The organism is Escherichia sp. E.sYA108 (genome assembly GCF_011754335.1).
In the GTDB taxonomy this organism is placed as follows: Bacteria; Pseudomonadota; Gammaproteobacteria; order Enterobacterales; family Enterobacteriaceae; genus Escherichia; species Escherichia coli.
In genome coordinates this window covers 2,177,854-2,192,849 of the sequence record NZ_JAAQVZ010000001.1, presented here as the reverse complement: position 1 = coordinate 2,192,849, position 14,996 = coordinate 2,177,854, and the positions used below count along the sequence as shown (strand labels likewise).

The window sequence follows — 14,996 nt, the reverse complement described above, 5'->3', positions numbered from 1 at the left end:
GAGCCTGGCCCGCGCTGGAACGCCTCGTTACCACTTTATATCGGGCCTGAAATCAGACTCTACGCCAGTTTGCTATAAAGGTGTTGCCCGAACTCATAAAAATTAACAAAATTTGTCGTTCCGCCATCGGCTAATCGCATTAAGGTGAGAGGCACGATTTTGTTTTGTCAGGAGTCATCATGCTTGAACTTAATGCTAAAACCACCGCGCTGGTGGTGATTGATTTACAAGAAGGCATCTTGCCTTTTGCCGGAGGTCCACATACTGCCGATGAGGTGGTTAATCGCGCCGGGAAGCTGGCGGCGAAATTTCGCGCCAGCGGTCAGCCCGTGTTTCTGGTGCGCGTTGGCTGGTCTGCCGATTACGCCGAAGCATTAAAACAGCCGGTTGATGCCCCCTCCCCCGCAAAAGTGTTGCCCGAAAACTGGTGGCAACATCCTGCTGCATTAGGTGCAACCGACAGCGATATCGAAATCATCAAACGTCAATGGGGTGCGTTTTACGGTACGGATCTGGAGTTGCAATTACGCCGCCGGGGTATCGATACAATAGTGTTATGTGGGATCTCGACCAATATCGGTGTTGAATCCACCGCCCGCAATGCCTGGGAACTCGGTTTTAATCTGGTGATTGCCGAAGATGCCTGTAGCGCCGCTAGCGCCGAGCAGCACAATAACAGCATTAATCATATCTACCCGCGCATCGCCCGTGTGCGTAGCGTTGAAGAGATCCTCAACGCGTTATGATTTACATCGGTTTGCCACAATGGTCGCATCCTAAATGGGTGCGGTTGGGGATCACCAGCCTTGAAGAGTATGCCCGCCACTTTAACTGTGTGGAGGGTAACACCACGCTTTATGCCCTGCCGAAACCCGAGGTTGTCCTGCGCTGGCGTGAGCAGACCACAGATGACTTCCGCTTCTGTTTTAAGTTTCCGGCGACCATTTCGCATCAGGCAGCATTACGGCATTGCGATGATTTAGTGACTGAATTTTTGACCCGCATGTCACCGTTGGCTCCGCGCATTGGACAATACTGGCTGCAACTGCCTGCCACATTCGGCCCACGGGAGCTGCCTGCGCTTTGGCATTTTCTCGATTCTCTTCCCGGTGAATTTAATTATGGGGTGGAAGTCCGCCATCCACAGTTTTTCGCCAAAGGGGAAGAGGAACAAACGCTTAATCGCGGTTTACATCAGCGCGGCGTTAATCGGGTGATTTTAGACAGCCGCCCGGTTCATGCAGCACGTCCATACAGTGAAGCTATTCGCGACGCTCAACGAAAAAAACCTAAAGTTCCGGTACATGCTGTACTGACGGCGAAAAATCCACTGATCCGTTTTATCGGTAGTGATGATATGACGCAAAACCGGGAATTATTTCAGGTCTGGTTACAAAAATTAGCGCAGTGGCATCAGACCACTACGCCTTATCTTTTTTTACATACGCCAGATATTGCCCAGGCCCCGGAACTGGTACATACCCTGTGGGAAGACTTACGTAAAACGCTTCCAGAGATCGGAGCAGTTCCGGCTATTCCACAGCAATCTTCTCTTTTCTGAATTTGCCACCTATCATAGACAGGTGCCATCGGCCATTTTAAAGGGAGTTTGTATGGTAAGCGCGCTGTATGCCGTTTTAAGTGCGTTGTTATTAATGAAGTTCTCTTTTGATGTCGTTCGCCTGCGAATGCAGTACCGCGTTGCCTATGGCGACGGCGGTTTTAGCGAACTGCAAAGCGCTATTCGCATTCATGGTAACGCGGTGGAATATATTCCTATCGCGATTGTGTTGATGCTGTTTATGGAAATGAATGGCGCAGAAACCTGGATGGTGCATATTTGCGGCATCGTTTTGCTTGCTGGTCGTCTGATGCATTATTACGGTTTTCATCACCGTCTGTTCCGCTGGCGACGTTCTGGCATGAGCGCCACCTGGTGTGCGCTGTTGCTGATGGTGCTGGCGAATCTTTGGTATATGCCCTGGGAGTTGGTTTTCTCCCTGCGTTAGCGCACAATACGCCACTTTCTTTTTCCCGGATTTTTACGTTATGTCTCACCGCGACACGCTATTTTCTGCCCCTATCGCCAGACTGGGCGACTGGACCTTTGATGAACGGGTAGCTGAAGTCTTCCCGGATATGATCCAGCGTTCCGTTCCCGGCTATTCCAATATTATTTCCATGATTGGTATGTTAGCCGAGCGCTTCGTTCAACCTGGTACGCAGGTTTACGATCTGGGTTGTTCTCTGGGCGCGGCGACGCTCTCGGTGCGTCGCAACATTCATCATGATAATTGCAAAATTATTGCCATCGACAACTCCCCGGCGATGATTGAACGCTGCCGTCGTCATATTGACGCCTATAAAGCCCCTACGCCAGTAGACGTTATTGAAGGTGATATTCGCGATATCGCCATTGAAAACGCATCGATGGTGGTGCTGAATTTTACCCTGCAATTCCTGGAACCTTCCGAGCGCCAGGCGTTACTGGATAAAATTTATCAAGGGCTGAACCCGGGCGGTGCGCTGGTGCTTTCGGAAAAATTCAGTTTCGAAGATGCCAAAGTTGGTGAACTGCTGTTCAACATGCACCACGACTTTAAACGTGCCAACGGTTACAGCGAACTGGAGATCAGCCAGAAACGCAGCATGCTGGAAAACGTGATGCTGACCGATTCCGTGGAAACCCATAAAGCACGCCTGCATAAAGCCGGTTTTGAGCATAGCGAGCTGTGGTTCCAGTGCTTTAACTTTGGTTCACTGGTGGCATTAAAAGCAGAGGACGCTGCATGATCGACTTTGGTAACTTTTATTCTCTGATTGCCAAAAATCATCTTTCACACTGGCTCGAAACGCTGCCCGCGCAGATTGCTAACTGGCAGCGCGAGCAGCAGCACGGGCTGTTTAAGCAGTGGTCCAACGCGGTGGAATTTCTGCCTGAAATTAAACCGTATCGTCTGGATTTATTGCATAGCGTAACCGCCGAAAGCGAAGAGCCACTGAGCGCCGGGCAAATTAAGCGCATTGAAACGCTGATGCGCAACCTGATGCCGTGGCGCAAAGGGCCGTTCTCACTGTATGGCGTCAACATCGATACCGAATGGCGTTCCGACTGGAAATGGGATCGCGTTATGCCCCATCTTTCTGATTTAACCGGGCGCACCATTCTTGATGTCGGCTGTGGCAGCGGTTATCACATGTGGCGCATGATTGGCGCAGGGGCGCATCTGGCGGTGGGTATCGATCCCACGCAGCTATTCCTCTGCCAGTTTGAAGCAGTGCGTAAACTGCTGGGTAACGATCAGCGCGCACATTTGTTACCGTTAGGTATTGAACAACTTCCGGCACTGAAAGCCTTTGATACCGTCTTTTCGATGGGCGTGCTTTATCATCGTCGTTCACCGCTGGAGCATCTCTGGCAGTTAAAAGACCAACTGGTGAATGAAGGCGAACTGGTGCTGGAAACGCTGGTTATTGATGGCGACGAAAACACGGTGCTGGTGCCGGGCGATCGTTACGCTCAAATGCGTAATGTCTATTTCATTCCTTCCGCGCTGGCGCTGAAAAACTGGCTGAAGAAGTGTGGTTTTGTTGATATTCGCATTGCAGATGTGAGCGTTACCACCACAGAAGAGCAGCGACGCACCGAATGGATGGTCACCGAGTCTCTGGCCGATTTTCTCGACCCGCATGATCCGGGTAAAACGGTGGAAGGTTATCCTGCGCCTAAACGCGCGGTGCTGATTGCGCGCAAGCCGTAAAGGTCTGGTAATACTGCCGGATGCGGCGTGAACGCCTTATCCGGCCTACAAAGTCTTGCTAATTCAATATATTGCAGGGGCTATGTAGGCCTGATAAGCATAGCGCATCAGGCAGTTTTGCGTTTGCATAACCTCAGCGCCCGTTTCCGGGCGCTTTTCACGTCTTATGCCTGAACAGCTGGCTGATCAAACGCCGTTAACTTCAGCGCATTGCCCGTATATTTTTCGATATACACCAGCGCAGAGTTACCGGCACAGGCATTCGCCAGCTGCGAGCTGGGGATATCCGCCGTTAACACGTTCGCACTACCGTTTTTACACAAGCCATTTTCCAGATCTGGCCATGCACCTTCATGCACGCATACCACGCCTTTTTTGATCCCGTCAGTCACCACCGCGCCTGTCAGAATCTGACCGCGCTTGTTCCAGACACGCACCAGATCGCCATTCGCAATACCAAAGCGAGCAGCATCTTCGGTGTGAATAGTGATTGGTTCACGATCGGCAACCGCATATTTTTTACGCAGTTCCGCATAGTTAAGCTGACTGTGTAAACGGTGTGCCGGATGTGCGGTCAGAAGCTGCAACTGCTTCTCGTCGGCGGTACCCTTCCACTCATCAGGCGCAAGCCAGGTTGGGTGTGCCGGGCAATCCTTATAGCCAAATTTTTCCAGCGTTCTGGAGTAAATCTCAATTTTGCCGCTTGGTGTACCCAGCGCATTTTTCACCGGATCGGCGCGGAAATCACCATAACGAATGTACTGTTCGTTCTTCTCGCTGCGGCGCATTTCGATCAGTTTATTTTGCTGCCAGAAGGCATTAAACATTGGCATCGTCACGCGTTGCGCACGCGCACCTTTCTGAGCGGCATCATAGAAAAATTTCAGCCACGCCATTTCATCTTTACCTTCGGTATAGATCTCTTTTCCGCCAGGTTTGAGTAATTCAGCAAGATCGGCAAACACGTCAAAATCGTTGCGCGCTTCAAATTGCGGAGCGACAGCCTGCTTCATCAGCACAATATGCTGGTTGCTGTAATCACCGGTCATCGTCAGGTCATTGCGCTCAAACGATGTGGTGATCGGTAATACGATATCTGCGTGTTTGGCTGCTGCGGTCCAGTAGCATTCAGAAACGACGATCATCTCCGGTTTCTGCCATGCTTTAATCAGACGATTAGTATCCTGGTGATGGGTAAAGTTACCGCCACCCGCCCACCAGATCATTTTGATATTCGGATACGTTTGTTCTTTACCGTTATGCTGATATTTGCCGCCAGGATTTTCCAGCGCATCGACGATACGGGCAACAGGAATCGCCGTCATTCCGCCATCATCAGCGGCCTCGCTGGCCTGTCCGGCAATCGCCGCAGACATTTCTGGTAGCACGCCGCCAACACGCGTCGGGTTGCCACCGTTGGAGTAATGATAAGAGAAACCAAACCCGCCGCCCGGTGTACCAATCTGCCCTAACATCGCCGCCAGCGTCACCAGCATCCAGTGTTTCTGTTCACCATATTGCTGGCGCTGAATTCCCCAGCCTGCCATCAGCATTGTGCGATTTGCCGCCATCAGTTCAGCGAGTTTGACTATCTGCGCTTCCGGTACGCCAGTAATTTCCGCCGCCCAGGCCGCGCTCTTCGGCGTATTATCGCTCTTACCTGTCAGATACTCTTCAAACTGCGGATACCCGGTAGTGTATTTTTCAAGGAACACTTTATCGTGTTTGCCTTGTGTCATCAGGGTATGCGCAATCCCTAACATCAGTGCCACATCGGTGCCCATATTCGGTGCGATCCAGGTGGCATTATCGCCAAAGAATTCGATGGTTTCGGAGCGGATAGGATCAATGGCAATCACTGGTTTGCCAGATTTTTTCAGCTGATGGAAGTATTCCAGCCCTTGCTCATCGGTACTGCTCCAAGCAATTTTGAGCGTGTTCAGCGGGTTCATCCCCCACAGCACCACCACCTGGCTGTTTTCCAGAATCAGCGGCCAGGAGGTCTGCTGTTCATACACCTCTACAGAACCGACCACATGCGGCATGATCACCTGTGCCGCTCCGGTTGAATAATCGCCGCTATGCCCGGAATAACCGCCCGCCAGGTTCATATAACGTTGCAGTAAGGTTTGCGCTTTATGCAACACACCAGAAGAACGCCAGCCATAAGATCCGGCAAAAATGGCCGATGGTCCGTTAGCTTTGCGAATGCGATCGTGTTGTTCATGAATCAGTTTTAATGCTTGTTCCCAGCTCACCTGTACATAGGTATCTTCGCCACGACCTTTCACCGGTTGCAGTGGATTATCGAGATAGCTTTTTCTCACCATCGGATGCTGAATACGCGCCGTGGTGTGTACCTGATCCGCCGCCGTAGACTGTAAGGAGTTCGGTATGGTTTTCGCCAGCGCGCCTGTCGAAGAAACAATCTTGCCGTCCTTCACTTCTACGTTCATCGCTCCCCAACGGCCCGCAGTGAGAATTTTGCCGCCCTTCTCTTCTGCCCATGCGGGTAGCGGTGCAGCCGATGTCACCACCAGCGTCCCTGCCGCAATACCGCTATGTTTAATAAATTCACGTCTTGTTAATGTCATAACTTCCTCCCTGATCAACGAGGATCACTGTTTCTCGGTAATATCTTTGGCGTTGTACTGGAAGTACCGCGTCAAAATGTCCAGTTCGTTTTCGCTCATGCTGGTTCGCGCACCCATTCCTTTGGCAATGGACGGCCATGTATTGACGGTGTAATGGTCGGCGGCAATAGGGGCATGGCAGCCAGCGCAATAGGTATCGTCAAGTTTTTCAGCGTATTGCCATAGCGGTTTACGGTCCGCTAATGCGGGATCGATAAGCGCCCCCTGCAAAGACGCCTGACGCCATTGATTGCCGTATTCGTCAGCCTGCCATTCCCCGTTTACCGTTAGCGCCTTGATACCTTCTTCACTTAATGTGGCGAGCGCCAGCCGTTGGCCTGCCGCCAGGTAGAGCGTGTTTTCACTGCCCTGCATTTGATAACCCTGCAACCGAACAATTGGCTGTTTGCCACTGGCATCAACGACGGTAAGATCGGTACCAGGAGTCACGGTAGCCAGTTCGCCTATGCGAGAAGTTTTGAAAGGATAAATATGTGCGCCATTAGTAACTGAAGTAGCGGCCTGACTTTCCAGCTCATGCGCCGCGTTGTCATCCATTTTTATTTCTGGCGGAAAATGGGCAATGCCTTTATGGCAATCGATACAGGTTTCGCCGTCCTTTTGCGCTTTATTATGCATTTTCTGCGCAGATTCACTTTGCGAGGCAATATCCATGGCATCAAAAGAATGGCAACTACGGCAGGTTGCAGAGTCAGTTGCTTTTAATTCTTTCCATACTGTTTCGGCCATTTCCTGGCGATGAGCTTCGAACTTATCATCACTGTCTATTTTGCCGCTAACAAATTCATGATAAATATCTTTAGATGCTTTTAATTTAGCAAATAAATAATCCATCCCTGACTTTGGAATATGGCAATCGGCACATTCCGCACGTATCCCTTTCTGGTTTGAAAAGTGGACAGTTCCCTGATATTCCTCAAAAGGTTTACTCATCGAGTGGCAGGAAAGGCAAAATGCGGTATCCGACGTTTTATGTAAGGCTTTTTGCGCCAGCAATAACCCGCCGCCACCAACCACAACCGCTATCAGCAAAAACAATAACCCAATGCGTTTTTTCCCTCGCATAGATTCCTCTAATTAAATTCCAGGACACCGATACCATTGTATAAATAAATACACAACGAATTGACTACTTGCTTAATTCGGCACAACACTGCCTGAAATAATCGATAAAGAATATGATTTATTACAATGTAATCATTAATTGCTAAGGAATAACCCAGTTGTTATTTAGAATATATATTTGTCAGTTTTGGCAATTTAAATCACATAATGAATGTGAATATATAAAATATTTTTAGCACAACGCTATGCGCACTGTCACCCGCTCAACAGATCACGGCAATCGTTCGTTTTTTATACTGCTCAGGGATAAAAAAAGGCCCCTGTTGAAATTGCAGGGGCCTGGTACGAGCAAGCATCATATTGGGCGACATGATGCAACGGTAAAAATCATTTGGCCTGATGGCGTTCAATGATTCCTTTCATTTCAGCAACCGCCGCCCCGTCTACGACATAACGCGAATACTCGTCCGCGTGTGCATCTGATGACATGGACAATCCTTGATTACGATAACGCATCGGTGAGGCTTGCCACGCTCCCGCGGAGCTATGGACTTCCAGCACTCCGGCATCGAGGAAGTGGTGCAGGTTTTCCGCACGGACTCCTGCTCCGGCCATAATGATTGGAGCATCACGATGGGCAATAAGTTCCATAATTTTTGATAAACCTTGCAGTGCGTCTGATTTTTGCCCTGATGTCAGTACCCGGGCAATGCCCAATTCCGTAAGATTATTGAGTGTATTTAAAGGGTTAGCGCACATATCGAAGGCGCGATGAAAAGTCACTGCCAGCGGACCGGCAGCAGCCATTATTTTTTCCATTCGTGGCATATCGACATTCCCGTCAACATCGAGAACGCCCGTCACCAGTCCAGGAAAACCTAATTCGCGGACTGTGCGCACATCTTCAAGAATGGCGGCAAACTCACCGTCGCTGTAGCAAAAATCACCACCGCGTGGGCGGATAATCGGATGCACTGGGATCGTCACCCGCTGGCGCACGGATTTCAGTACCCCCAACGACGGCGTTAAGCCCCCCTCTTTTGGAGCTGCGCATAATTCAACTCTGTCAGCGCCGTTTTGCTGCGCCGTTAGCGCGCATTCCATGCTGTAACAGCAAATTTCCAGTAATGCCATTTTTGCTCCTTAGTTACGCCGACTGCTCGCTGGCAACGATCTCTTCAATGGACCACGGATGAAACTTAATGGTTGTTTTACCATCGGTGACCGCCAGCGTCGGATTCGGTAATCGTTCATGCTCACCTTTTGGCGAACTGGTTTTAACTGAGATCCCCGGCAGGCTGAGTCCTTCATCAGAAAGCAATGCCAGCGCACGGGCATTCAGCGTTTCTGGATCACCCGGCAGAACGATTTCAATATGTTCCCAACCTTCGTGCGGGTAACGTTTTTCCCCGGGCCACGGTAGCTCCACAATGGAAAACTGCCAGTGCGCAACCTGTACCGGTTCATGCAATTTAAACAGACAAATCGGTCTGCCATTGATCATATTTTCTGACAAAAGCTCGCCGCACTGTTCAAACCCGCGACGCCAGCGTTCAGCGGTGACGTTTTGATGGCAACGCAAGGAAATGTGATCGGCAGTCAGCGGAGTGATATCCAACCCCAGACGGCGGGAAAGTTCATCTAATGCGTGGGTAAATCGCGGTAAATCCGATGCAATATCCTGCAGCTCGTCGATAGATTGCCAGTTCGCCATAATCACTCTTCGTCTTTCATTAAAAGCGTTAATTTACCCTGTTGCCCTGCGCCAACCAACCGCTGATTTCACGCCGCTTCTGATGCAATAGTGAAAACGGCAATACGCCACGCGCACGTTGCTGACGAAAACAGCCATTTGCAGTATACTCCCGCCCTAATTTCTTTAACTGGTGCGGGCAATTTTTGCTCGCTTCATCAATGTAAGGTATTCCGGTGAATATTCAGGCTCTTCTCTCAGAAAAAGTCCGTCAGGCCATGATTGCGGCAGGCGCGCCTGCGGATTGCGAACCGCAGGTTCGTCAGTCAGCAAAAGTTCAGTTCGGCGACTATCAGGCTAACGGCATGATGGCAGTTGCTAAAAAACTGGGTATGGCACCGCGACAATTAGCAGAGCAGGTGCTGACTCATCTGGATCTTAACGGTATCGCCAGCAAAGTTGAGATCGCCGGTCCAGGCTTTATCAACATTTTCCTTGATCCGGCATTCCTGGCTGAACATGTTCAGCAGGCGCTGGCGTCCGATCGTCTCGGTGTTGCTACGCCAGAAAAACAAACCATTGTGGTTGACTACTCTGCGCCAAACGTGGCGAAAGAGATGCATGTCGGTCACCTGCGCTCTACCATTATTGGTGACGCAGCAGTGCGTACTCTGGAGTTCCTCGGTCACAAAGTGATTCGCGCAAACCACGTCGGCGACTGGGGCACTCAGTTCGGTATGCTGATTGCATGGCTGGAAAAGCAGCAGCAGGAAAACGCCGGTGAAATGGAGCTGGCTGACCTTGAAGGTTTCTACCGCGATGCGAAAAAGCATTACGACGAGGATGAAGAGTTTGCCGAGCGTGCACGTAACTACGTGGTAAAACTGCAAAGCGGTGACGAATATTTCCGCGAGATGTGGCGCAAACTGGTCGACATCACCATGACGCAGAACCAGATCACCTACGATCGTCTGAACGTGACGTTGACCCGCGATGACGTCATGGGTGAAAGTCTCTACAACCCAATGCTGCCGGGTATCGTGGCGGACCTGAAAGCCAAAGGTCTGGCAGTAGAAAGTGAAGGCGCGACCGTTGTATTCCTTGATGAGTTCAAAAACAAGGAAGGCGAACCGATGGGCGTTATCATTCAGAAGAAAGATGGCGGCTATCTCTACACCACCACTGATATCGCCTGTGCGAAATATCGTTATGAAACACTGCATGCCGATCGCGTGCTGTATTACATCGATTCCCGTCAGCATCAACACCTGATGCAGGCATGGGCGATCGTCCGTAAAGCGGGCTATGTACCGGAATCCGTACCGCTGGAACACCACATGTTCGGCATGATGCTGGGCAAAGATGGTAAACCGTTCAAAACCCGCGCTGGCGGTACGGTGAAACTGGCCGATCTGCTGGATGAAGCCCTGGAGCGTGCACGTCGTCTGGTGGCAGAAAAGAACCCGGATATGCCAGCCGACGAGCTGGAAAAACTGGCTAACGCGGTTGGTATTGGTGCGGTGAAATATGCGGATCTCTCCAAAAACCGCACCACAGACTACATCTTCGACTGGGACAACATGCTGGCGTTTGAGGGTAATACCGCGCCATACATGCAGTATGCTTACACGCGTGTATTGTCCGTGTTCCGTAAAGCAGAAATTAACGAAGAGCAACTGGCTGCAGCTCCGGTAATCATCCGTGAAGATCGTGAAGCGCAACTGGCAGCTCGCCTGCTGCAGTTTGAAGAAACCCTCACTGTGGTTGCCCGTGAAGGCACGCCGCATGTGATGTGTGCTTACCTGTACGATCTAGCCGGTCTGTTCTCTGGCTTCTACGAGCACTGCCCGATCCTCAGCGCAGAAAACGAAGAAGTGCGTAACAGCCGTCTGAAACTGGCACAACTGACGGCGAAGACGCTGAAGCTGGGTCTGGATACGCTGGGTATTGAGACAGTAGAGCGTATGTAATCGCGTTATACGGCAACAGCCGATGTTATTGCAGACATCGGCTTTTTTATCATTAACGATAATTTACAATCACTTCATTCCGTTGAATCTTTAGCGGCGGAATTAACCGCCCACCGCCAGGCACTTCCCAGATAAATCGCAACGGTTCTGCTGCCGCTATACCGGAAAAGGCCACGGTGGTTCCACTCTGCCCTTCTAATTCGACACAACGAGATTGTGAACACAAGCGAACCCGCAGTCCTGCAGGTGTCGGGCCGATAAGCTGATAACGCCACGCCACCAGCGTCATCAATCCTGCAGCAGGTTGTCGAGTAGAAAGAGGCGCTGACGACATCGACTCACCACGGTGATTCAGCGTAACGCCCACGCTACTCGCCTGCCACATCCCCTCCCCGGCGGCTTGCACCAGCAGCGGAAACAATAATATTGCTAATAAGGCTCTCATTATTTGCCGCCAATCGTCGCCGTCATACGGATATGTCGGTTATCTGATAGTTCCAGATTCGACAGCACCACTAACTGCGGCAAGCTGCGGCGCAGGAAGCGAGACAATAATGGTCGCAGCGCGTGGTTCACCAACAGTACCGGCGGCGCACCCAACATCTCCTGACGGGATAGCGCTTCCTGAGTTTGCGCCAACAAGCGATCCGCCAGCCCTGGCTCCAGTCCCCCCCCGCCCTGCAATGCCTGTAGCAACAAACGTTCCAGCGGTGTATCGAGGCCAATAACATGGACTTCATCTTTGCCAGGAAACCACTGCTGGGTAATCGCCCGTCCCAACGCTACGCGCACGACGGCGGTTAATTCATGCGGATCGCTCTGGATGGGCGCATGTTCCGCCAGCGTTTCGAGAATGGTGCGCATATCGCGAATCGGCACTTTTTCATCGAGCAGATTTTGCAGCACTTTATGCAGTGTGGTAAGCGTGACGACGCCAGGAACGAGATCTTCCGTCAGCTTTGGCATCTCCTGGGCGACGCGATCCAGCAGCTGTTGCGCCTCCTGACGACCAAACAGCTCTGCGGCATGCTGGCTAATGAGGTGGTTAAGATGCGTTGCCACCACCGTGCTGGCCTCAACCACGGTGTACCCCTGAATCTGCGCCTGCTCTTTAAGCGCACTTTCAATCCAGATAGCATTCAGGCCAAATGCCGGATCGACGGTCGCCTCACCAGGTAACGTCCCGGCAGCGGTTCCAGGGTTAATCGCCAACCAACGCCCCGGATAAGCATCACCACTGCCTATCTCCACGCCTTTCATCAAAATGCGATAGCGGGCAGGTTGCAGATCCATATTGTCGCGAATGTGCACCACTGGCGGCAGAAACCCCATCTCCTGAGCAAATTTCTTGCGAATACTGCGTATACGGCCCAACAACTCACCATCCTGCTGGAAATCGACCATCGGGATCAGTCGATAACCCACTTCCATTCCCAGAGAATCTTCCAGTTGTACATCGTTCCACGTCGCTTCGACAACGGTATTATTCTCTGCCATTTTTACCGGTTTTGGTTCAGCAGGCGCTTTTTGTTCACGTCCGCGGATCCACCAGGCCAGCCCCAGCAATCCGGCAGTGAACAGCAAAAATACCAGGTTCGGCATTCCAGGCACCAGGCCGAGTAAACCGAGCACGGCGGCGCTTAACAACATAACGCTCGGGTTACTGAAAAGCTGATTCACCATCTGCTCGCCAACATCCTGATCGGTGCTGACACGCGTAACGATGACCCCCGCGGCGGTAGAAATCACCAGCGCCGGGATTTGTGCCACCAGACCGTCGCCAATGGTCAATAGCGTATAACTTTCCGCCGCGTGTCCCATGCTCATGCCATGTTGCAGCACACCGACCAGCAACCCGCCGACAACGTTTATGACCATGATAAGGATCCCGGCGATGGCATCGCCGCGAACAAACTTACTTGCCCCGTCCATTGAGCCGTAAAAATCGGCTTCCTGAGTCACTTCGGAGCGGCGTTTTTTCGCCTCATCTTCACCAATCAATCCGGCGTTAAGGTCGGCGTCAATCGCCATCTGCTTACCCGGCATACCATCGAGAACAAAGCGCGCACCCACTTCTGCGATACGCCCGGCACCTTTGGTGATAACCATAAAGTTGATGATCACGAGAATGACAAACACCACGATACCGATAGCGAAATTGCCACCAACGAGGAAGTGACCGAACGCTTCGACCACCTTTCCAGCCGCCGCCGCGCCGGTATGCCCTTCCATCAAAATGATACGGGTTGAAGCCACGTTAAGTGCGAGACGCAACAGCGTGGTAAACAACAGGATGGTCGGAAACGCAGCAAACTCAAGCGTGCGCTGGGTAAACATCGCCACCAGCAACACCATGATCGACAAGGCAATATTGAAGGTAAACAACAGGTCGAGTATGAATGCGGGCAGTGGCAGCACCATCATCGACAAGATCAACAGGATCAAAATCGGTCCGGCAAGGATCTGCCATTGTGTCGATTTCAGGTTTGCGGGCAGGCGCAGCATCGCGGCCAGATTACTCATGGGTCGGTTTCTCGTTAATAAAATCCAGGGCTTCCGGCACCGGAAGATGAGTAGGTTGTACAGGGCGCTGTCCACCAGCCAGACGCCAGCGTTTCAGTTGCCAGACCCAGGCCAGCACTTCCGCCACTGCGGCGTACAGTTGACCCGGGATTTGTTGACCGATCTCCGCATGTCGATACAGCGCTCGCGCCAGCGGCGGCGCTTCAAGCGTCGGGACGTTATTTTCAGCGCCAATTTCACGAATGCGCAGCGCGACCAGCCCTGCACCTTTAGCGACCACTTTCGGTGCGCTCATTTTGTTTTCGTCATACTGCAACGCTACCGAATAGTGGGTCGGGTTATTGACAATGACATCCGCTTTCGGCACATCGGCCATCATCCGACGCCGTGCGGCCGCTCGCTGCATCTGACGGATCCGCCCTTTAACATGGGGGTCGCCTTCGCTTTGTTTGAACTCATCACGAATATCCTGCCGTGACATTCGCAGCTTTTTCAGGTGGCTGAAGATTTGGAAAAAGACGTCAAATCCCACCATTGGAATGACACCAAGCACCACCAGCAGCGCGCATAGCCCTACCAGATCCATCGCATTACCCATGGCGGTAATCGGAGACTCGGCCATTAAGCGCATCATCTGCGGCCAGTGATGCCAGAGAAAAAACCCCGTCACGCTGCCAACCAGGATGGTTTTCAAAATTGCCTTAAGCAACTCCGCGCCAGTCTGTGCCGAGAACATCCGTTTAATGCCCGGTAGCGGGTTGAGTTTGGAAAACTTCGGCTGCAAGGATTTTCCGCTAAATACCAGCCCCCCCAGCATAACCGGAGAAATAATCGCCACCAGCACCACGCCGCTAATCAGCGGTAGCAGCGCCAGCATGGCTTCTCTGATCAGCAGAATAATCTGCCCGAGGATCAGATTCGGGTCATTGATAATACTGTGATCAAAATGCAGCCCTGCGGAGAGCATGCCCGACAATCGACGGGCCAGCGACACACCGCCAAACCAGATAACACTAACGCCCACCAGCAAAATCAGCAGTGAAGTCAGTTCACGGGAACGCGGGATTTGCCCCTCTTCCCGCGCTTTTTCTAGTCGGTGAGGTGTGGGGGCTTCTGTTTTGTCGTCGCTCTCGTCAGACACGTCGCCAATCCTGGAAAGAGTATTAAGCGTAAATGATGCCAGAGCGCAAAGCGTTCAATGGTTTGAGTAAGGGGCAAAACAGGCGGGATTTAGGGCTTTTGCCACAGCACATCAGGCATGGTGACATGTTTGTCGGGTACGGCGTAAACGCCTTATCCAACCTTGAAGATCTGATGTGACGCGGCCACG

At 51.7% G+C, this 14,996-nt stretch carries 13 protein-coding genes; 6 read left to right on the top strand and 7 right to left on the bottom strand.

All coding sequences use genetic code 11. The features are described from left to right. Positions 1 to 179 precede the first annotated feature (179 nt). From HBM92_RS10190 to cmoB, 5 genes are read left to right on the top strand one after another with little or no spacing between them, the layout of a single operon-like run. Entirely contained in the window at positions 180 to 746 is a 567-nt protein-coding gene (locus tag HBM92_RS10190) for a hydrolase (RefSeq protein ID WP_000891621.1), read from the top strand. Beyond that, the gene (locus HBM92_RS10185) at positions 743 to 1,561 is read left to right on the top strand and encodes a DUF72 domain-containing protein (protein ID WP_000639278.1); all 819 of its coding nucleotides are present in this window, start codon (positions 743 to 745) and stop codon (positions 1,559 to 1,561) included. The genes HBM92_RS10190 and HBM92_RS10185 overlap by 4 nt, the downstream gene beginning before the upstream one ends. 52 nt (positions 1,562 to 1,613) lie before the next feature. Next, positions 1,614 to 2,009 carry an MAPEG family protein gene (locus HBM92_RS10180; protein WP_000252980.1) on the top strand — a complete coding sequence of 132 codons (396 nt, stop codon included), beginning with the start codon at positions 1,614 to 1,616 and terminating at the stop codon, positions 2,007 to 2,009. A gap of 40 nt (positions 2,010 to 2,049) precedes the next feature. After that, entirely contained in the window at positions 2,050 to 2,793 is a 744-nt protein-coding gene (gene cmoA / locus HBM92_RS10175; protein WP_000019588.1) for a carboxy-S-adenosyl-L-methionine synthase CmoA, read from the top strand. Then, on the top strand, positions 2,790 to 3,761 hold the full coding sequence (cmoB, locus tag HBM92_RS10170) for a tRNA 5-methoxyuridine(34)/uridine 5-oxyacetic acid(34) synthase CmoB (protein WP_000564738.1): 972 nt from the start codon (positions 2,790 to 2,792) through the stop codon (positions 3,759 to 3,761). The genes cmoA and cmoB overlap by 4 nt, the downstream gene beginning before the upstream one ends. Before the next feature lie 164 nt (positions 3,762 to 3,925). On the opposite strand, the gene torZ is transcribed toward cmoB, so the two are convergent. The 4 genes from torZ to HBM92_RS10150 all read right to left on the bottom strand — a co-directional run bounded on the left by torZ (position 3,926) and on the right by HBM92_RS10150 (position 9,194). Continuing rightward, on the bottom strand, positions 3,926 to 6,355 hold the full coding sequence (gene torZ, locus HBM92_RS10165; protein WP_000176878.1) for a trimethylamine N-oxide reductase TorZ: 2,430 nt from the start codon (positions 6,353 to 6,355) through the stop codon (positions 3,926 to 3,928). A 24-nt stretch (positions 6,356 to 6,379) separates the two neighbouring features. Beyond that, entirely contained in the window at positions 6,380 to 7,480 is a 1,101-nt protein-coding gene (locus HBM92_RS10160) for a NapC/NirT family cytochrome c (protein WP_001214284.1), read from the bottom strand. Positions 7,481 to 7,867: 387 nt separating this feature from the next. Further along, entirely contained in the window at positions 7,868 to 8,614 is a 747-nt protein-coding gene (gene cutC, locus HBM92_RS10155; protein ID WP_001185734.1) for a copper homeostasis protein CutC, read from the bottom strand. 13 nt (positions 8,615 to 8,627) lie between these two features. Then, a complete protein-coding gene (locus tag HBM92_RS10150; protein ID WP_001304291.1) occupies positions 8,628 to 9,194 on the bottom strand; it encodes a VOC family protein in 567 nt (188 codons plus the stop codon). Between the two features lie 215 nt (positions 9,195 to 9,409). Here HBM92_RS10150 and argS point away from each other — a divergent pair, with 215 nt between their 5' ends. Further along, the gene (gene argS / locus HBM92_RS10145) at positions 9,410 to 11,143 is read left to right on the top strand and encodes an arginine--tRNA ligase (RefSeq protein WP_001025326.1); all 1,734 of its coding nucleotides are present in this window, start codon (positions 9,410 to 9,412) and stop codon (positions 11,141 to 11,143) included. A 52-nt stretch (positions 11,144 to 11,195) separates the two neighbouring features. Here the strand turns inward: argS and flhe are convergent, their stop codons facing one another. From flhe to flhB, 3 genes are read right to left on the bottom strand one after another with little or no spacing between them, the layout of a single operon-like run. Next, on the bottom strand, positions 11,196 to 11,588 hold the full coding sequence (gene flhe, locus HBM92_RS10140) for a flagellar protein FlhE (protein ID WP_001202072.1): 393 nt from the start codon (positions 11,586 to 11,588) through the stop codon (positions 11,196 to 11,198). Further along, complete coding sequence (gene flhA, locus HBM92_RS10135; protein WP_000066983.1) at positions 11,588 to 13,666, bottom strand: flagellar biosynthesis protein FlhA; 2,079 nt, start codon at positions 13,664 to 13,666, stop codon at positions 11,588 to 11,590. Before flhA ends, flhe begins: the two co-directional genes overlap by 1 nt. Continuing rightward, entirely contained in the window at positions 13,659 to 14,807 is a 1,149-nt protein-coding gene (gene flhB, locus HBM92_RS10130) for a flagellar biosynthesis protein FlhB (protein ID WP_001278942.1), read from the bottom strand. Before flhB ends, flhA begins: the two co-directional genes overlap by 8 nt. Between the last annotated feature and the right edge of the window lie 189 nt (positions 14,808 to 14,996).

Excerpts from the sequence above, each read along its gene's own strand:
- HBM92_RS10190 (WP_000891621.1), top strand. The coding sequence starts at position 180 with ATGCTTGAACTTAATGCTAAAACCACCGCGCTGGTGGTGATTGATTTA.
- HBM92_RS10185 (WP_000639278.1), top strand. The coding sequence starts at position 743 with ATGATTTACATCGGTTTGCCACAATGGTCGCATCCTAAATGGGTGCGG.
- HBM92_RS10180 (WP_000252980.1), top strand. The coding sequence starts at position 1,614 with ATGGTAAGCGCGCTGTATGCCGTTTTAAGTGCGTTGTTATTAATGAAG.
- cmoA (WP_000019588.1), top strand. The coding sequence starts at position 2,050 with ATGTCTCACCGCGACACGCTATTTTCTGCCCCTATCGCCAGACTGGGC.
- cmoB (WP_000564738.1), top strand. The coding sequence starts at position 2,790 with ATGATCGACTTTGGTAACTTTTATTCTCTGATTGCCAAAAATCATCTT.
- torZ (WP_000176878.1), bottom strand. The coding sequence starts at position 6,355 with ATGACATTAACAAGACGTGAATTTATTAAACATAGCGGTATTGCGGCA.
- HBM92_RS10160 (WP_001214284.1), bottom strand. The coding sequence starts at position 7,480 with ATGCGAGGGAAAAAACGCATTGGGTTATTGTTTTTGCTGATAGCGGTT.
- cutC (WP_001185734.1), bottom strand. The coding sequence starts at position 8,614 with ATGGCATTACTGGAAATTTGCTGTTACAGCATGGAATGCGCGCTAACG.
- HBM92_RS10150 (WP_001304291.1), bottom strand. The coding sequence starts at position 9,194 with ATGGCGAACTGGCAATCTATCGACGAGCTGCAGGATATTGCATCGGAT.
- flhe (WP_001202072.1), bottom strand. The coding sequence starts at position 11,588 with ATGAGAGCCTTATTAGCAATATTATTGTTTCCGCTGCTGGTGCAAGCC.
- flhA (WP_000066983.1), bottom strand. The coding sequence starts at position 13,666 with ATGAGTAATCTGGCCGCGATGCTGCGCCTGCCCGCAAACCTGAAATCG.